Annotated in this window: 16 protein-coding genes; 2 read left to right on the top strand and 14 right to left on the bottom strand. The window is 70.6% G+C overall.

Annotation, left to right across the window (positions count from 1 at the left end):
- Positions 1-74: 74 nt before the first annotated feature.
- Entirely contained in the window at positions 75-1,337 is a 1,263-nt protein-coding gene (hisS, locus tag ACIGXP_RS24050) for a histidine--tRNA ligase (protein ID WP_363216430.1), read from the bottom strand.
- A gap of 11 nt (positions 1,338-1,348) precedes the next feature.
- Entirely contained in the window at positions 1,349-2,059 is a 711-nt protein-coding gene (locus ACIGXP_RS24045) for an MBL fold metallo-hydrolase (protein WP_399771339.1), read from the bottom strand.
- Between the two features lie 170 nt (positions 2,060-2,229).
- Here ACIGXP_RS24045 and ACIGXP_RS24040 point away from each other — a divergent pair, with 170 nt between their 5' ends.
- Both ACIGXP_RS24040 and ACIGXP_RS24035 read left to right on the top strand, forming a co-directional pair.
- Positions 2,230-3,060, top strand: coding sequence for a peptidylprolyl isomerase (locus ACIGXP_RS24040; RefSeq protein ID WP_399771336.1), 831 nt, complete (start codon positions 2,230-2,232; stop codon positions 3,058-3,060).
- 156 nt (positions 3,061-3,216) lie between these two features.
- Complete coding sequence (locus tag ACIGXP_RS24035) at positions 3,217-4,446, top strand: DUF349 domain-containing protein (protein ID WP_363216433.1); 1,230 nt, start codon at positions 3,217-3,219, stop codon at positions 4,444-4,446.
- Between the two features lie 142 nt (positions 4,447-4,588).
- On the opposite strand, the gene ACIGXP_RS24030 is transcribed toward ACIGXP_RS24035, so the two are convergent.
- The 12 genes from ACIGXP_RS24030 to ACIGXP_RS23975 all read right to left on the bottom strand — a co-directional run bounded on the left by ACIGXP_RS24030 (position 4,589) and on the right by ACIGXP_RS23975 (position 18,012).
- On the bottom strand, positions 4,589-5,725 hold the full coding sequence (locus ACIGXP_RS24030; RefSeq protein WP_363216434.1) for a caspase family protein: 1,137 nt from the start codon (positions 5,723-5,725) through the stop codon (positions 4,589-4,591).
- Positions 5,709-6,149 (bottom strand): hypothetical protein, encoded by a 441-nt coding sequence (locus ACIGXP_RS24025; protein ID WP_399771333.1) that lies wholly within the window; start codon positions 6,147-6,149, stop codon positions 5,709-5,711. Before ACIGXP_RS24025 ends, ACIGXP_RS24030 begins: the two co-directional genes overlap by 17 nt.
- Positions 6,142-7,491 carry a protein kinase gene (locus ACIGXP_RS24020; RefSeq protein WP_399771330.1) on the bottom strand — a complete coding sequence of 450 codons (1,350 nt, stop codon included), beginning with the start codon at positions 7,489-7,491 and terminating at the stop codon, positions 6,142-6,144. The genes ACIGXP_RS24025 and ACIGXP_RS24020 overlap by 8 nt, the downstream gene beginning before the upstream one ends.
- A 25-nt stretch (positions 7,492-7,516) precedes the next feature.
- Positions 7,517-10,054, bottom strand: coding sequence for a bifunctional (p)ppGpp synthetase/guanosine-3',5'-bis(diphosphate) 3'-pyrophosphohydrolase (locus ACIGXP_RS24015; protein WP_363216437.1), 2,538 nt, complete (start codon positions 10,052-10,054; stop codon positions 7,517-7,519).
- A gap of 458 nt (positions 10,055-10,512) precedes the next feature.
- Positions 10,513-11,061 (bottom strand): adenine phosphoribosyltransferase, encoded by a 549-nt coding sequence (locus ACIGXP_RS24010; protein ID WP_363216438.1) that lies wholly within the window; start codon positions 11,059-11,061, stop codon positions 10,513-10,515.
- Entirely contained in the window at positions 11,058-12,161 is a 1,104-nt protein-coding gene (secF, locus tag ACIGXP_RS24005; RefSeq protein WP_363216439.1) for a protein translocase subunit SecF, read from the bottom strand. The genes ACIGXP_RS24010 and secF overlap by 4 nt, the downstream gene beginning before the upstream one ends.
- A gap of 3 nt (positions 12,162-12,164) precedes the next feature.
- The gene (gene secD / locus ACIGXP_RS24000; RefSeq protein WP_399771326.1) at positions 12,165-13,970 is read right to left on the bottom strand and encodes a protein translocase subunit SecD; all 1,806 of its coding nucleotides are present in this window, start codon (positions 13,968-13,970) and stop codon (positions 12,165-12,167) included.
- 143 nt (positions 13,971-14,113) lie between these two features.
- Positions 14,114-14,617: a preprotein translocase subunit YajC gene (gene yajC, locus ACIGXP_RS23995; protein ID WP_399771323.1), complete on the bottom strand. Its 504-nt coding sequence runs from the start codon at positions 14,615-14,617 to the stop codon at positions 14,114-14,116.
- A gap of 188 nt (positions 14,618-14,805) precedes the next feature.
- Positions 14,806-15,876, bottom strand: a complete 1,071-nt coding sequence (gene ruvB, locus ACIGXP_RS23990; protein WP_399771320.1) for a Holliday junction branch migration DNA helicase RuvB — start codon at positions 15,874-15,876, stop codon at positions 14,806-14,808.
- 26 nt (positions 15,877-15,902) lie between these two features.
- Positions 15,903-16,508, bottom strand: a complete 606-nt coding sequence (gene ruvA, locus ACIGXP_RS23985; RefSeq protein ID WP_363216443.1) for a Holliday junction branch migration protein RuvA — start codon at positions 16,506-16,508, stop codon at positions 15,903-15,905.
- Positions 16,505-17,089 carry a crossover junction endodeoxyribonuclease RuvC gene (gene ruvC, locus ACIGXP_RS23980; protein ID WP_399771317.1) on the bottom strand — a complete coding sequence of 195 codons (585 nt, stop codon included), beginning with the start codon at positions 17,087-17,089 and terminating at the stop codon, positions 16,505-16,507. Before ruvC ends, ruvA begins: the two co-directional genes overlap by 4 nt.
- 170 nt (positions 17,090-17,259) lie before the next feature.
- Positions 17,260-18,012, bottom strand: coding sequence for a YebC/PmpR family DNA-binding transcriptional regulator (locus ACIGXP_RS23975; RefSeq protein WP_363216445.1), 753 nt, complete (start codon positions 18,010-18,012; stop codon positions 17,260-17,262).
- Positions 18,013-18,080 lie beyond the last annotated feature (68 nt).

The following is an 18,080-nucleotide window of genomic DNA, read 5'->3' as shown; positions in this document are numbered from 1 at the left end:
GAGGGCGCCGGGGTCCTCCCCGGCGCCCTCTCGTTGCCCGACAGCCGCGTTGGCCGACCAGCCGAGTTGGCCGACTAGCCGAGCCGGGACTCCAGTTCCGCCACGATCTCGTTCACGCCGATCGCCGTCTGCTCGCCGGACTCCATGTCCTTGAGCTGGACGACACCCTCGGCGAGGTCGCGTTCGCCGGCGACGATCGCGTACCGGGCGCCCGAACGGTTCGCGTTCTTCATGGCCCCCTTCAGGCCCTTCCCGCCGTACGAGAAGTCCGCCGCGACGCCGAGCTTGCGCAGCTCGGTGACCTTCGCGAACAGGATGCGACGGGCCTCCTCACCGAGCGGGACCGCGAAGACGCTGGTGGTCGAAGGGAGCTCCAGCTCGACACCCTCGGCCTCCAGAGCCAGAACCGTGCGGTCGACGCCCAGGGCCCAGCCGACGGACGGCAGCGCCGGGCCGCCGATCATCTCGGACAGTCCGTCGTAGCGGCCGCCGCCGCCCACCGCGGACTGGGAGCCCAGACCGTCGTGCACGAACTCGAAGGTGGTGCGGGTGTAGTAGTCCAGGCCGCGCACCAGCTTCGGGTCGTCCTCGAAGGACACGCCCGCCGCCGTGATCAGCTCGCGGACCTCCTCGTGGTACGCCTTGCACGCGTCGCACAGGTAGTCGCGCAGCAACGGGACGCCGGCGAGCTGCTTCTGGACCGATTCGCGCTTGTCGTCGAGGACCCGGAGCGGGTTGATGTCGACGCGGCGGCGCGTGTCCTCGTCCAGGTCCAGGCCGAGCAGGAAGTCCTGCAGCGCGGCCCGGTACACCGGCCGGCACTCCTTGTCGCCCAGGCTGTTGAGCAGGATGCGGAAGTTGCGCAGGCCCAGCGAGCGGTACGCCTGGTCGGCCAGGATGATCAGCTCGGCGTCGAGGGCCGGGTCCTCCGCGCCGATCGCCTCGGCGCCGACCTGGGAGAAGTGCCGGTACCGGCCCTTCTGCGGGCGCTCGTAGCGGTACTGCGAGCCCGAGTACCAGACCTTCACCGGGAGGTTGCCCGTCTTGTGCAGGTTGGCCTCCAGCACCGCGCGCAGCACGGGTGCGGTGGTCTCCGGACGCAGGGCCAGCTTGTCGCCGCCCTTCGTCTCGAAGACGTACATCTCCTTCGTCACGATGTCGGTGGACTCACCGACTCCGCGCGCGAACAGCTCCACGTTCTCGAAACCGGGCGTCTCGATGTAGCCGTAGCCGGAGCTCCTGAGCGGCGCGGCGATCGCCTCGCGGACCGCCAGGAACTTGGCGCTGTCCGGCGGCAGCAGGTCGTACGTGCCCTTGGGGGCCTTGAAAGTGCTCACGGAAATTCTCGTCACATTCCTCGTCGGGGAGCGTCGGCGTCCGCTCCCAGGCCGACGGCCACCTGCCGCAGGTACGGATTGGTGGCGCGCTCCTGGCCGATGGTCGTCTGGGGGCCGTGGCCGGACAGCACCACGGTGGAGTCGTCGAGCGGCAGGCACACGCGGGCCAGCGAGTCGAGCATGTCCTCCATGGATCCGCCCGGCAGGTCGGTGCGTCCGATGGAGCCGGCGAACAGCAGATCCCCGGAGAAGAACACCGACGGGATGTCGGCGGTCTCGGGCATCCGGAAGGTCACCGACCCCTTGGTATGGCCCGGCGCGTGCGCGACGGAGAACTCCAGGCCGGCCAGTTCGAGGGTGGTGCCGTGCGTCAGCTCCCGGACGTCGTCCGGCTCGCCCACGGTCAGCTCGCCCATCAGCGGCATGCCGATGGACCGGCCGAGCGCCTTCTCGGGGTCGCTCATCATGTACCGGTCCTCGGGGTGGATCCAGGCCGGTACGTCGTGTGCGCCGCAGACCGGGACGACCGAGGCCACGTGGTCGAGGTGGCCGTGGGTGAGGACGACGGCGACGGGCTTGAGCCGATGCTTCTTCAGTGCTTCCTCGACGCCTTCGGCGGCCTGGTGGCCGGGGTCGATGATCACACACTCCTCACCGGCGGCGGGGGCGACGAGATAGCAGTTCGTCCCCCAGGCCCCGGCGGGGAACCCGGCAATGAGCACGATCGTCCTTCGTTGTGTCGACACGGGTGAGCACAAGCTGTGGTCCAGAGCCTACCGGCGCTGCCGTTTCCTCAGCGAACCCATATACGGTACGGGGCTACACACAGCGGTCGGCTCACGAGGACGCACGCGTACCGGTCGACACACGACACGCATGAGGAGAGAACCCGGTGGTCAGCCAGGAGCAGCGGCGGCGTCAGCTCGCCCGGGAGAAGTTCTTGCGGCAGCAGCAGCGGCGCACCAGCGCGCGGCGCAAGGCCCGTGTGCGCAACTCGGTGATCGCGTCGGTACTGGGCGTGATCGTGATCGGGAGTGTCGCGCTGTACAGCACCGATGTGCTGAAGGGCAGCGACGGCAAGGCCAACGCCGGTGCCGACACCACGCCGAGCGCCTCGCCGACCAGCAAGGCCCCGGACCCGTGCGCGAAGCCCGCGGCCGGTTCGGCGAAGAAGCTGAGCTGGAAGAAGGAGCCGGCGATGACGGTCGACACGTCGGCGAAGTACACGATGAAGCTCGCGACGACGTGCGGTGACATCGACGTCGCGCTGAAGACGGCGGCGGCGCCGCACACCGTGAACTCGTTCGACTTCCTGGCGGGCAAGGGCTACTTCGACCACACCAAGTGCCACCGTCTGACCACGAGCGGTATCTACGTGCTCCAGTGCGGCGACCCGCAGGGCACCGGCATGGGCGGGCCCGGCTACACGCTCCCGGACGAGAACCTGAAGGACAAGAGCCTGAAGGCCAGCACATACCCGGCGGGCACGGTGGCGATGGCCAACACCGGTCAGAAGCACACCGGCGGCAGCCAGTTCTTCCTGGTCTACAAGGACAGCCCGTTGCCGCCCCAGTACACCCCGTTCGGGACGGTCTCGGAGGCGGGCATGAAGGTGCTGCAGAAGATCGCCGCCGCCGGCTCCCAGCCCGCCGACCCGACCACGCAGAACACCGCTCCGAACGCCACCGTGGTGATCAACAAGGCGACGGTGACGAAGTCCTGACCCTGCCCCCGTGCCCAGCGACGGCCGACTGCGGAATTTCGGTCGTGCTGGATGCGGACAGGGAACCCGCTGGTCGCCTATGTTGGCCGTGACGAAACTGTGGACGATGCCCGGGGGTGCTGAGGCCCCCCGCAGGCATCATGTGGAGGAGGCGCTGTGAGCAGCGACCCGTGGGGCCGCGTCGACGAGACGGGGACCGTGTACGTGCGTACGGCCGACGGCGAGCAGGTCGTCGGATCCTGGGCGGCCGGCTCCCCCGAGGAGGCGCTTGCCTACTTCGAGCGCAAGTACGAGGGCCTGGTTGTCGAGATCGGCCTCCTCGAGAAGCGAGTGCAGACCACCGACCTGTCGGCGAAGGACGCCCAGACCGCCATCGACCACCTGCGCGAGCAGGTGGACGCGCATCACGCGGTCGGCGACCTGGACGCCCTGCGCAAGCGGCTGGACAAGCTCGTGGAGACGGTCGAGGCGCGGCGTGAGGAGCGCAAGGCGCAGCGGGCCAGGCAGTCCGACGAGGCCCGCAAGGCCAAGGAGGACCTGGTCGCCGAGGCCGAGCAGCTGGCCCAGTCCGACCAGTGGCGGGCCGCCGGTGAGCGGCTGCGCGCGCTGGTGGACACCTGGAAGGGGCTGCCGCGGCTGGACCGCAAGTCCGACGACGAGCTGTGGCACCGCTTCTCGCACGCCCGGTCGGCGTTCTCCAAGCGGCGCAAGGCGCACTTCGCGCAGCTGGACGCGCAGCGCGAGGAGGCGCGCCGCACCAAGGAGCGGCTGGTCGCCGAGGCCGAGGCGCTGTCGGGTTCGACGGACTGGGGTCCGACGGCGGCCCACTACCGCGAGCTGATGGCGCAGTGGAAGGCCGCGGGCCGCGCCCAGCGCGAGCACGAGGACGACCTGTGGAACCGCTTCCGTGGCGCTCAGGACGTGTTCTTCGCCGCCCGCAGCTCGGTGTTCGCCGAGCGGGACGCGGAGCAGTCGGAGAACCTGAAGCTGAAGGAGGAGCTGGCCGAGGAGGCCGAGAAGCTCCTGCCGATCGGCGACCTGAAGTCCGCGCGGGCCGCCTTCCGTTCGATCAACGAGCGCTGGGAGGCCATCGGCCATGTCCCGCGGGACGCGCGGCCGAAGGTCGAGGGCCGGATGCACGCGGTCGAGCGGGCGATCCAGGAGGCCGAGGAGGCCGAGTGGCGCCGGACGAATCCGGAGGCACGCGCGCGTGCCGAGGGGCTGACCGGTCAGCTGCAGGCCGCCGTGGACAAGCTGAAGGCGCAGATCGAGCAGGCCCGCGGTCAGGGCAACAACGCCAGGGCCGACAAGCTGGAGCGTGAGCTGGAGGGCCGCCAGGCGCTGCTGGACCAGGCTCTGAAGGGCCTGCAGGAGTTCGGCGGCTGACGGACCGGCAGGCGGCGCCGACCGGCCGTATCGGCGGCTGAACGGCCGGCGGTCGCCCTCCTTGTGTCCTCGTCGTGGCGGCCCGGTGGTGGTGTTCCACCCCGGGCCGCCCGGCCGTTTCAGACTGGTTCTTCAGGGGCGTTCACAGCGGTCCGGCCTGCTCGCTGATGTCCAGGGCGTGCTTGAGGACCTCGCAGGCCTGTACATGGTTGCCGGACTCCTGCAGCAGCTCGGCCAGCCGTCGGCAGACGAGCACGGCTTCGGGGCCGTACCCCTTGTGCACCTGGTGGAAGGCCAGCTCCAGCACCTCGATCGCCTCCCGCACCTGGCCGGTCTCCGCGAGCAGCTCGGACAGCTCCAGCTGTACGGCGACCAGGTCGCCCTGCGCCCCCGCGGACTGCTGTTCCTGGAGCGCGAGCCGGAGCACCGGCAGGGCGTCACGGGTGTTGCCGGTGGCGCGCAGCAGCCGGGCGAGGGCGAGGCCGGTGGCGACGATGGCCGCGCGCACCTCGGAAGCCCGGGCCGGGCCGGCGAGGGTCCGGCGGCCGGCGCGGGCCTTGTTGCGGGCCAGCGGGAGCCGTCCGACGCCGTTCTCCTGGGAGCGCTGCGGCAGGGGCCGGTTCTTGCTGCGCAGGCGTTCTTCCAGGACCCGGTAGAGCGTGTCCAGGTCGATCAGCTCCGGTCCCTCGGCGACGCCCTCACGCAGCACACGCAGCAGCTCGGCGGTGAAGGCGGTGTTGCGCTCGCCGTCGGGGGCCAGGGCTATGCGGTCACCGGGCGAGGCGGTCAGGACGTAGGCACCGTCCACGGCGGCCTCGGCGGCGAGCACGTCCCCGCCGCCCAGCGCCCGGGCGGCCCGGCCGCTGAAGCAGCAGTCGAGCACGACGATCTTGCGCCGGGCGCGGGCGGAACGCAGCGCGGTGCGCAGGTGCTGGTAGGCGACCGCTGTGTAGCCCAGGTGTTCGCGGGAGTCGCCCAGCGCGAGATACAGGTCGGCGGAGTCGGCGTCCCGCATTCCGTGGCCGGCGAAGTACACGAGCAGGGTGTCCGTGGCCTCCTCACCGGCCTGGTACACCGGGTCCAGGATGGTCTGCGGGCTGAGCGGGTCGGTGACCACCGTGCAGTGCCGTACGGGCAATCCCCACACGGTCGGGTCGCACAGCTCGGCGGCGAGGTCCACCACGTTGGCCTCGACCGCGGGCAGCTGTGGCAGATGGCGGTAGGAGGCGGTGCCGACCAGAACGGCCCGCGAGCGCGCCGGGTCAGGCAGTCGTGTCATCGCCTCCGGGCTCCTCGGTGCTGCGGTGCGGGAGGCCGCCGTCGGGCGAGATGCCGTCGAGCAGCTCGACGATGCGTCTGAGGGTCTCCTCGTCCCGCGCGGCCCGGGGGGCGAGGACGACCTCCACCTCGCCGCGGCGGAGAGTGACCGCGGGTGCGTGGCGCCGGGCCGCCTGCCACTGGAGGACGGAGACGACGAGCGACCCGGCGGACAGGCCGGTGCCGAGGGCCAGTTGGAGGATGTCGAAGCCGGCACCCATGCCGCCCGGGGCGGGCCGTGCGCTGCTGCCTGCTCGTCCGCGCACGGCGAGTGCCTCGTCCGAGCGCAGCCAGCGCAGCAGGGAGCGCAGGTCGTCCTCGGCGCCGGAGTGCCCGGCCCCCGGGGCCCCGGGCGGTGCCGGGATGGCCACGACGAAGTCAGTCATCGCTTCCGTCCGTTCGGTCTGCTCGTCTGCCGACACGTCTGTTCACCCGGGAGAGCATCTCCAGTGCCTCGTCCCCGGCGTCGAGCCTGGCCCGGCAGACGGCCTGCCAGTACTGGCTGGTGAGGGTGGTGGGGTGGTCGGGGCCCAGCTTGGACAGACAGATCTGGACGACGACCGCCAGCATCTGTGCCGCCTCCCGCACCTGTCCGCGCTGCACCAGGCCGACGGCCTCACGCTGACGTGAGAGCGCGCCCTGGGGAGTCATACTGCCGAGGACGATGCGCCTTGTGGTGTCGCTGAGGGTGGCGGGATGCATGGGGTCCGGGGCGGCCGAGAGCGAGACGGCCTCGGCCCACACGTACTCCGGCTCCTCGCCCAGGGGCGCCGGCAGGGGGCGTGCGGAGACCTCGGTGCTGCGGACGGCGTCCACGGCTTCGGCACGCAGACGCCCGGTCACGAGGCCGGCAAGGTCCTGGGTGCCGCCATACATCAGGGGGACGAGCGTGTCGCGTACGACGGCGGCGTCCGTCAGGCGCAGCAGGGGATCCTGCCGGCACAGTTCGCCGACGAGGTGGGCCAGAGGCAGCGGGATGCCGTCGTCGGCGGTGAGCCGCGGGATGCCCTCGCCCAGTGCACGCAACATGATGGCGCCGACGTCCGCGGTGGGCCCGAAGGGCAGCTCGCCGGTCAGCATGAGGTACAGGCAGGCTCCCAGGCCGTACCAGTCAGCCGCGGCCTCGCGCGGCCCGCCGCTCATGGCTTCGGGCGCCATGAACTGCGGGGTGCCCACCAGGGCGCCGGTACGGGTGATGGCCGTCTCGCCGGCCAGCCGGGCCAGCCCGAAGTCCTGCAGCACAACCCGCCCGTTGCCGGTGACGCCCACGTTGGACGGCTTGACGTCGCGATGGACCACACCCCTGTCGTGCACCGCCTGCAGGGCTTCCGTGATGCCCAGCGCCACCGTGCAGGCGGCGGCGACGGGCAGCGGGCCGGTGGCCACGACCAGGTCGGCCAGGCTCAGGCCGTCGAGGACCTGCATCACGAGGTACGGCACGCCCTCGTGGACTCCGCTGTCGTACAGGGTGACGACACCGGGATGATCGATGCGTGCCAGGGCGCGGACCTCGCGCTGGAAGCGTTCCCAGGCCACGTCCTCTGCGGCGAGGCCCTCGACGGCCGTCAGCATCTTCACGGCGACGCGGCGGCCCAGTTGGACGTCCTCCGCCTCGTGCACGACACCCATGCCGCCCCGCCCGAGCAGCTGTAACAGACGGTAGCGTCCGGCGACGAGCTGGGTCCGGGCGTCCTCGGCGTCGGGCCCGTCGTGGTCCTGCCCGCTCATCCCACTCCCCCCGTTCCGGACACTCCTACGACCGGCTGCGACCGGATGTCACGCGGTACACGTCGTACACGCCCTCCACGCCCCGTACGGCCTTCAGCACGTGGCCCAGGTGCTTGGGGTCGCCCATCTCGAACGTGAACCGGGAGGTGGCCACCCGGTCCCGGGAGGTCTGGACGGCCGCGGAGAGGATGTTGACGTGCTGGTCGGACAGTACGCGGGTGACGTCCGACAGCAGTCGCGAGCGGTCCAGCGCCTCGACCTGGATGGCGACCAGGAAGACCGAGGACTGGGTGGGCGCCCACTCGACGTCGAGGATGCGCTCCGGCTCACGGGACAGCGAGTCGACGTTCAGGCAGTCGCTGCGGTGAACCGATACGCCGCTGCCGCGGGTGACGAAGCCGATGATCGGGTCACCGGGTACGGGCGTGCAGCAGCGGGCCAGCTTGACCCATACGTCGTCCACGCCCTTGACCACGACGCCCGGGTCGGCGCTGGAGCGGCGCTTGCGGCCCCGGCTGCGCGTCGGCGGTACCGCCTCGTCGATCTCCTCGGTGGCGGCCTCCTCCCCGCCGAGGGCCTGGACCAGCTTCTGCACGATGTTCTGTGCGGAGACATGGCCCTCGCCGATCGCCGCGTACAGCGCGGAGATGTCCGAGTAGCGCATCTCGTGCGCGAGCGTGACGAGGGAGTCGCCGGTGAGGATGCGCTGGATCGGCAGGTTCTGCTTGCGCATGGCCCGGACGATCGCGTCCTTGCCCTGCTCGATCGCCTCGTCCCGGCGTTCCTTGGAGAACCAGGCCCGGATCTTGTTGCGGGCGCGCGGTGACTTGACGAAGCCGAGCCAGTCGCGGGACGGCCCGGCGCCGGGTGCCTTGGAGGTGAAGACCTCCACCAGGTCGCCGTTGTCCAGGGTGGATTCGAGCGGGACGAGCCTGCCGTTGACCCGCGCCCCTATGGTGCGGTGGCCGACCTCGGTGTGAACGGCGTACGCGAAGTCCACCGGGGTGGCACCTGCCGGGAGCGCGATGACGTCGCCCTTGGGGGTGAAGACGAAGACCTCGTTGCGGGACAGGTCGAAGCGCAGGGACTCCAGGAACTCGCCGGGGTCCTCGGTCTCCTTCTGCCAGTCCAGCAGCTGCCGCAGCCACGCCATGTCGTTGATGGCGTCCTTGTCCTTCGCCGACGTCTTCGGCGCGTCCGTACGGACCTTGGAAGCGCCGGCGACGGCCTCCTGCTTGTACTTCCAGTGCGCGGCGATGCCGTACTCGGCGCGGCGGTGCATGTCGAAGGTGCGGATCTGCAGCTCGACCGGCTTGCCGTTGGGCCCGATGACCGTCGTGTGCAGCGACTGGTACATGTTGAACTTGGGCATCGCGATGTAGTCCTTGAACCGGCCAGGGACCGGGTTCCATCGCGCGTGCACGGTGCCGAGGGCGGCATAGCAGTCGCGGACGGTGTCGACAAGGACGCGAATACCCACCAGGTCGTAGATCTCGGCGAAGTCGCGGCCCCGCACGATCATCTTCTGGTAGACGCTGTAGTAGTGCTTCGGGCGGCCGGTGACGGTCGCCTTGATCCGAGCGGCCCGCAGATCGGCCTGGACCTCGTCGGTCACTATGGCGAGGTACTCGTCCCGCTTGGGCGCCCGCTCGGCGACGAGCCGGACGATCTCGTCGTACATCTTGGGGTAGAGGATCGCGAACGCGAGGTCCTCCAGCTCCCACTTGATGGTGTTCATGCCCAGCCGGTGGGCGAGCGGCGCGTAGATCTCCAGCGTCTCCCGCGCCTTCTTCTCCTGCTTCTCGCGCTTGAGGTAACGCATGGTGCGCATGTTGTGCAGGCGGTCGGCGAGCTTGATGACCAGGACACGCGGGTCCTTGGCCATCGCCACGACCATCTTGCGCACCGTCTCGGCCTGCGCGGCCTCGCCGAACTTGACCTTGTCCAGCTTGGTGACGCCGTCGACGAGCAGGGCGACGGTGTCGCCGAAGTCGCGGCGCAGCTGGTCGAGGCCGTACTCGGTGTCCTCGACGGTGTCGTGCAGCAGCCCCGCCATGAGGGTGGCCGGGTCCATGCCGAGCTCGGCGAGGATCGTGGTGACGGCCAGCGGGTGTGTGATGTACGGGTCGCCGCTCTTGCGCTTCTGCCCGCGGTGCCACCGCTCTGCGACCTGGTAGGCGCGCTCGATCTGCCGCAGGGTCGAGTTCTCGGTCTTCGGATCGTTGCTGCGCACTATCCGCAGCAGCGGCTCCAGAACCGGGTTGTACGGGTTCGCACGCTGGACGCCGAGGCGGGCCAGGCGGGCGCGGACGCGGTTGGAGGAGCCGGTGCGGGTGGGCTGGGTGGCGGGCTGGCGCACCACCGGCGGCTGCACCGGGCGCTCGGGCGGGACCGGCTTGGGACGCGAGGCCTCGGCAGCCTTTTCGACGGGCGCGGACTGGGCGTGCTCGATCGGCCCGCGGGTGTCGTTCTTCGCGTTGGACGCGTGGGGCGCGGGCTTCGCCGCGGCGGCCGAGGCGGACTCGGGCTTTGCGGCGGTCAGGTGCTGGGCCTCGTCTGGCAAGAGGGCTCCTCGTGCGCGATCCGGGTCCCCCGGTCAGGCTCCGGAGACCCCATGGTAGCGATCCTGCGGCTGGTCATCGCCTTCAGGCGGACGTGAGGACCGTCCACCTGTGGAACACGGGAGGCTTCCGCCGGATTCCTCAAGGTGGAATCGGGGTGGTCGAGGGGCGTGCGCCGGGTGTCCTGCGAGTGGCTTCGGCCACGCCTTCGGCCGGATGTGATTCCCACCGGCACCACCCGTACGGTTTTCGTCGCCGGGCGCGGACGGCCCCGTCGGGCGCCTTCGCCGTCGGCGGGTGCGGGGGCCTCGGCGGACGGCCGGCGACGGGCTCGCGGCCGCCGGCGGCGAGCACCACCCACGGGCGTCACCGCACCAGTCGGCGCATGCCGCACAGGTGGTGCCGGTGGGAAACACAAAGCGGCCCCGGCGAGGCCGGGGCCGCTCGTGCAGCAACCTGCTCAGACCTGGAGCAGCGCCTCCAGCGGCGCCGAGCCGAGCGCCGGCTCCAGCCGGGCGCGACCGCCGAGGAAGCCGAGTTCCATCAGCACCGCCAGGCCCGAGACCTCGGCACCGGCCCGCTGGATGAGGTGGATCGCGGCCTCGGCCGTACCGCCCGTGGCCAGGACGTCGTCCACGATCAGCACTCGGTCACCGGCCGACAGGTCCTCCGCGTGCACCTCGATCTCGGCCGACCCGTACTCCAGGTCGTACGCCTGGCGCAGCGTCGCTCCGGGCAGCTTGCCCGCCTTGCGGACCGGGATGAAGCCGAGACCCGCGCGGACGGCGACCGGGGCGCCGAGGATGAAGCCCCGGGCCTCCAGTCCGACGATCTTGGTCGCGCCGGTGTTCGCCGCGATCTCGGCCAGCGTGTCGGTGAGCGCCGTGAACGCGGCCGGGTCCGCGAGCAGCGGGGTGATGTCCTTGAACATCACGCCCTGCTCGGGGTAGTCGGCGACGTCACGGATGCGGCTGAGCAGCAGCCCTGAGATGTCCGCGAGCTCGGTCATCGGCGCTTCCCGGAGGGTCGGCCGCGGCCCCGGTTGCGGGACGCGGGCTGGTTGCGCGGGCCCACGACGGCGGGGGCGGTGTCGGCGGAGTCGTCGTCGGCACGGTCGCCCGCGACGTTCTCCTCGGCGGCGGCCTGGGCGCGCTTGGCCAGGACCCGCTTGGTGAGGGCCTTCAGCGCCGGCTCCCGCTCCTTGAGGTCGGCGACGAGCGGCGTGGCGATGAAGATCGACGAGTAGGCACCGGCCGCGAGGCCGACGAACAGCGACAGCGAGATGTCGTTGAGCGTGCCTGCGCCGAGGAAGCCGCCACCGATGAACAGCAGACCCGCGACCGGCAGCAGGGCGACGACCGTGGTGTTGATCGAACGGACCAGCGTGCCGTTGATCGACTGGTTGGCGATGTCGCTGAAGGTGAAGCGCGTCTGCTTGGTGATGTCCTTCGTCTGCTCCTTGAGACTGTCGAAGACGACGACCGTGTCGTAGAGCGAGTAACCGAGGATCGTCAGCAGACCGATGACCGTACCGGGCGTGACCTCGAAGCCGACCAGGGCGTAGATACCGGTCGTGATGGTGATGTCGTGGATCAGCGCGACCAGGGCCGCGACGGCCATGCGCCACTCGAAGGCGATGGCCAGGTAGATCACGACGAGCACCATGAAGATGCCGAGGCCTTCCCAGGCCTTGTTGGCGATCTGCTCGCCCCAGCTCGGGCCGACCAGGTCGGCGGCGAGCTTCTCGGGGTTGAGGTTGAGGTCCTTGGCCAGTTCCTGCTTGATCTTGTCGGACTGGCCGGTGTCGATGCCGGCGATCTGGATGCGCAGGCTGCCGTTGCCGAGCTTCTGCACGATCGCCTCATGACCGGAGGCGTCCTTGGCGTAGGTCTCCGCCTGGGCGACCGACGTGCTCATCTTGGTCGGCGTGGTGAAGACCGCGCCGCCCTGGAACTCGATGCCCATGTTCAGGCCGCGCACCGCCAGGCCGAGGATGGCCGTGATGGTGATCAGGATCGAGATGCCGTACCAGATCTTGCGCTTGCCGACGAAGTCGTACGAGATCTCGCCGCGGTGCAGTCGAGCGCCGAGGTTGCCGAGTTTCGACATCGCTCAGGCCTCCTTCGGGTCGACAGGGCCGGCGGCAGGACCGGCGGGACGGCGGGTGCGGCGCAGCGGCGGCTTGGCACCCAGGCTCTTCGGGTCGAGGCCGGACCACTTGTGGCCGTTCGCGAAGAACGGGCGGCGGGCGAGCAGCGTCATCAGCGGCTTGGTGAAGAAGAAGACGACGACGACGTCGAGCAGGGTGGTCAGGCCGAGGGTGAACGCGAAGCCCTGGACCTTGCCGACGGTCACGATGAACAGGACGGCGGCGGCGAGGAACGACACGAAGTCCGAGACCAGGATGGTGCGCCGGGCGCGCGGCCAGGCCCGCTCGACGGCGGGGCGCAGCGAGCGGCCCTCGCGGATCTCGTCCCGGATGCGTTCGAAGTACACGATGAACGAGTCCGCGGTGATACCGATGGCGACGATGGCACCGCACACGGCCGGCAGGTTCAGCGCGAAGTGGATGGCCGGGCCGAGCAGCGACATGATCACGTAGGTGAGGATCGCGGAGACCAGCAGCGACGCCATGGCGACGATCGACAGGCCGCGGTAGTAGACGACCAGGTAGATCACGACCAGGGCGAGGCCGATCGCGCCGGCGAGCAGACCGGCGTGCAGCTGCTCACCGCCGAGCGCGGCGGTGACGGTGGTGACGGACTGCTCCTGGAAGGAGAGCGGCAGGGCGCCGTACGAGAGCATGTTGGCGAGACCCTGGGCGTCCTGCTGCGTGAAGCTGCCGGAGATCTCCGCCTGGCCGCCGGTGATGGCCTCCCGCACGAACGGGCTGGAGACGACCTCGCCGTCGAGGACGATGCCGAACTCGTTCTGCGGGTCCTGCTTCTTCGCCAGCTCGCCGGTGATGTCCGCGAACTTCTTGGAGCCGCTGGAGGTGAAGGTCATCTGGACCTGCCAGCCGGCGGCGCTCGTGGTGTTGAAGACGGCCTGCGCCTTCTTCACCTCGGTGCCGTCGACGGCGGCCGGGCCGAGCACGTACTTGTACCAGATCTTCTTGATCTGACCGCAGGCGATGGTGGGCTCGCCGGGCTTGGAGGCGCCGCCCACCTTGGCCCGCTGGGCCGGGTCCGTGCAGTCGAGGGCGGCGTACTGGGCCTGGAGCTTGGCGGCGGCCGAGTTGCCGCTCGCGGACCCGGACGGCGTGGCCGACGGCTTCGCGGACGGCTTGGAGCTGCCGCTGGAGGACGCGCTCGGCGAGGGAGTGGAGCCGGCCTTCAGCGCGTCGGTGACGGCGCGGCCCTGGGAGGTCGCCGACGCCGTCGGGGACGGGGAGCCCGTGGAGGACGAGGACGCCTTCTCCTTGGAGGAGGAAGAGGCGGAGGAGCTCGTGCTCGGGTTCGGCGAGGAGCTGCCGCTGGGGGAGGCGCTCGGCGAGGGGCTCTTCGCGGCGGGGAGGCTGGGCCCGCTGGCCAGGACAGGGCGGAAGTACAGCTTGGCGGTGGTGCCCACCTGCTGCTGGGCTTCCTTGGAGTTGGTGCCCTTGGGGATGTTGACGATGATGTTGTCGTTCCCCTGGGTCTGCACCTCCGCCTCGGAGACGCCGAGGCCGTTGACACGGCGGTTCATGATGTCGACCGCGGTGTCCATGTTGGCCTTGTTGATCGCGGATCCCTGGTCGGCCTTCGCCTTGAGCGTGATGCTCGTACCACCGGCGAGGTCGATGCCGAGACGCGGAGTGGTGTTCCCGGAGAGGAACATGCCTCCGGTGAGCGCCACGATGGCGATCAGGATGAGGGCCAGCGAGCGCCCTGGCTTGCTCTGGGCACTCGCGCTCCGGCCCCTCTTAGGTGCTGCCACCTTCTCGTACTCCCTCTCGGGCCGCCCCGCGCCCGGTCGGCGCGGTCGGCCATGACATGGTGTCGGGCTGTTCCGTGCGGGAAACAGACGCCCGGTGGTGCGCGGGGCGTGATGATGCCGCCCAGCGCACCACCGGGGCGTGACTACTTCGCGTCGGAGTCGCCGTCGGTCTTCTTCGGCTCGTCCTCCGCCTTGGCCTCGGCGGCCTCGGCCGTGTCGGTGTCGTCCTCGGCAGCGTCCTTCTTACCGAGGTCGACGGCCTTGTCGTCGGAGGCGGCGGCAGCGGGCGAGTCGGACTCGTCGGTCTCGGTGAGGGAGGAGGCGTCGTCCGGGACGATGTCGGCGTCGGACTTCAGGTCGTGCTCGATGCCGTGGACGATGCGGTTGTACTCGTCGTCGGTGAGGACGGCGCCGATCGCGTTCTTGGCGAAGAGGAGCTCGACGCCGGGGCCGGCGTCGAGGAGGACGGTCTCCTCGTTGACCTCCTTGACCGTCGCGTACATCCCCCCGATCGTGCGGACACCGGAGCCAGGCTGCATCTCATTACGCATCTGGGCGGCCTGCTGCTGCTTCTTCTTGGCCGAGCGCGTCATCAGGAACATGGCCGCGATGAGCACGATGAAGGGGAGAAGGGTAAAGGCATTCACGGGACGGAATTTCCTTCGCGCGACCGCGACGGAGAGCGGCCTGTTGACGGGGGTGTGGTCGGCGCCGCCCGCAAGGGCGGCATCGGCGGAGTCTAAGCGAGTCCGCGTGCATGGAACAACGCTCAGCATGGCACCTGGGTTCCTGCTGGTGCCAATGCCTTCGCCGTCCCGTATCCATCATCGCGCCGTCAGCTGCCGAACAGGTCCTGTTGTCCGTTTCCCCCGGTCGCCGAGCGGGGCGGGGTCAGGCCGAGGTGCGCCCAGGCGGCGGGCGTGGCGACCCGGCCGCGCGGGGTGCGGGCGAGCAGTCCCTCGCGGACGAGGAAGGGTTCGGCGACCTCCTCGACGGTCTCCCGCTCCTCCCCCACCGCGACGGCGAGCGTGGACAGGCCGACCGGGCCGCCGCCGAAGAGCTTCAGCAGGGCCTGCAGGACGGCGCGGTCGAGGCGGTCCAGGCCGCGCGTGTCGACCTCGTAGACGGCGAGGGCGGCCGCGGCGATCTCGCGGGTGATCAGGCCGTCCGCCTTGACCTGGGCGTAGTCGCGGACGCGGCGCAGCAGGCGGTTGGCGATACGGGGCGTGCCACGGGAGCGGCCGGCGATCTCGGTGGCGCCGTCCGGCTCGATCTCGACGTCCAGCAGGTTCGCCGAGCGGTGGACGACCCGCTCCAGTTCGTGCGGCTCGTAGAACTCCATGTGCGCGGTGAAGCCGAAGCGGTCGCGCAGCGGGGGTGGCAGCAGGCCCGCGCGGGTGGTCGCGCCGACCAGGGTGAAGGGGGGCAGCTCCAGGGGGATGGCGGTGGCGCCGGGTCCCTTGCCGACGATGACGTCGACGCGGAAGTCCTCCATCGCCATGTACAGCATCTCCTCGGCGGGCCGGGACATGCGGTGGATCTCGTCGAGGAAGAGGACCTCGCCCTCCTGCAGGGAGGAGAGGATCGCGGCGAGGTCGCCGGCGTGCTGGATGGCGGGGCCCGAGGTGATGCGGATGGGCGCGCCCATCTCGGCCGCGATGATCATCGAGAGGGTGGTCTTGCCGAGGCCGGGTGCGCCGGAGAGGAGCACATGGTCGGCGGTGGCGCCACGCGCGCGTGCGGCCCGCAGGACGAGGTCGAGCTGTTCGCGCACCTTCTCCTGGCCGATGAACTCGCCGAGGTCCTTGGGGCGCAGAGCGGCCTCGACGGCCTGGTCCTCCCGATCGGCGGACGCACCGACGAGCCGCTCGGGGGCGGGGGTGTCGGTGGTGTCGTCCCAGTTCATATGCGTGTGCCTCGATCGTCGTGGGGTCAGCGGGCGCGGTTCAGGGTCTGCAGGGCGGTCCTCAGCAGCTGCCCGATCTGCGGGTTGCCGCCCGCGGCCTCGGCCTGCGGGGTGACCGCGGCGACGGCCTCGTCGGCCTCTCGGGTGGCGTAGCCGAGGCCGATGAGGGCGGCGTGCAGCTGGTCACGCCAGCCCTGGGTGACCGGGGCGCCGACCACGGGGGCGCCGACGGGTTCGCCGAGCCGGTCCTTCAGCTCCAGCAGCAGTTTCTGCGCGCCCTTCTTGCCGATGCCGGGCACGGCGGTCAGGGCCTTCTCGTCGCCGGTGGCGACGGCGCGGCGCAGCGCGTCCGGGGTGTGCACGGCGAGCATGGCCTGGGCCAGGCGCGGGCCGACGCCGCTCGCGGTCTGGAGCAGCTCGAAGACCTGACGCTCGTCGTCGTCGGCGAAGCCGTACAGGGTGAGGGAGTCCTCGCGTACGACCAGGGAGGTGTGCAGCTTGGCCGGCTGGCCCAGGCGGAGCGTGGACAGCGTGTTCGGCGTGCACTGGACGGCCATGCCGACACCGCCGACCTCGACGACCGCGGCGTCGGGGGCGAGCGCGGCGACCGTGCCGCTGACGAAGGCGATCATGCCGTACGGCCTTTCGGTGCGTTGACGGTGTGGGCGTTGACGGTGTGGGCGTTGCCGGTGTGGGCGTTGCCGGTGTGGCGGGCGACCGCCTGCTGGAGCCGGTTGTGGGCGGGCGCGCGCCAGATGTGGCAGATGGCGAGCGCCAGGGCGTCGGCGGCGTCGGCCGGCTTGGGCGGTGCGGAGAGCCGCAGCAGCCGGGTGACCATGGCGCCGACCTGGGCCTTGTCGGCACGGCCGGTACCGGTGACGGCGGCCTTGACCTCGCTCGGGGTGTGCAGGGCGACGGGGATGCCGCGCCGGGCGGCGCACAGCATGGCCACGGCGCTGGCCTGGGCGGTGCCCATCACCGTACGCACGTTGTGCTGGCTGAAGACGCGCTCGACGGCGACGAACTCGGGCCGGTGCTCGTCCAGCCACTGCTCCAGGCCCTGCTCGACGGCGAGGAGGCGGTGACTGAGGTCGGCGTCCGCAGGTGTCCGTACGACACCGACGCCGAGCATGGTGAGCGGGCGGCCCGCGACCCCCTCGACGACACCGACACCACACCGGGTCAGCCCGGGGTCCACCCCCAGTACGCGCACCGCGCCCCTCCCTCCGCCGACTCGATCAGCCGACTCGACAAGCCGGCTCGATCAGCTGTTTGTGCAGGCTATCGGTTGCCACTGACAACGCCCCGCACCGGCGCCCGGCAAAGCGACGGGCCGACGGGTTGTCCCGTCGGCCCGTGAGACCTGCGAAGCCCGCGGCAGCGTCAGGCGCCGACCTTCTCCATGATCTCGTCGCTCACGTCGAAGTTCGCGAACACGTTCTGCACGTCGTCGCTGTCCTCGAGCGCGTCGATGAGCTTGAAGATCTTCTTGGCGCCCTCCTCGTCCAGCTCGACCTGGACGGACGGCACGAAGCTGGACTCGGCGGAGTCGTAGTCGATGCCGGCCTCCTGGAGGGCGGTGCGGACCGCGACCAGGTCGGTGGCCTCGCTGATGACCTCGAAGGTGTCGCCGAGGTCGTTGACCTCCTCGGCGCCCGCGTCGAGGACGGCCCCGAGGACGTCGTCCTCGCTCAGCTCACCCTTGGGGACGATCACGACGCCCTTGCGGCTGAACATGTACGACACCGAGCCCGGGTCGGCCATGTTGCCGCCGTTGCGGGTCATGGCGACGCGGACGTCGGAGGCGGCGCGGTTGCGGTTGTCGGTGAGGCACTCGATGAGCACCGCGACGCCGTTGGGGCCGTAGCCCTCGTACATGATCGTCTCGTAGTCGGCGCCGCCGGCCTCGAGACCGCCACCACGCTTGATCGCGGAGTCGATGTTCTTGTTCGGGACCGACTGCTTCTTGGCCTTCTGGACCGCGTCGTAGAGGGTCGGGTTGCCGTCGAGGTCGACGCCGCCCATCCGCGCCGCGACCTCGATGTTCTTGATCAGCTTCGCGAAGAGCTTGCCGCGCTTGGCGTCGATCACGGCCTTCTTGTGCTTCGTCGTGGCCCATTTAGAGTGGCCGGACATCTGCCTGTCTCCTTCGCGTAACCCATCCTGAACGAACTCCCCGAGGCCTGAACGGCTGGGGGGATCCC

Origin of the sequence: Streptomyces sp. NPDC053069 (assembly GCF_044546895.1) — a bacterium.
In the GTDB taxonomy this organism is placed as follows: domain Bacteria; phylum Actinomycetota; class Actinomycetes; order Streptomycetales; family Streptomycetaceae; genus Streptomyces.
This window is presented reverse-complemented; position numbering and strand designations above follow the sequence as displayed.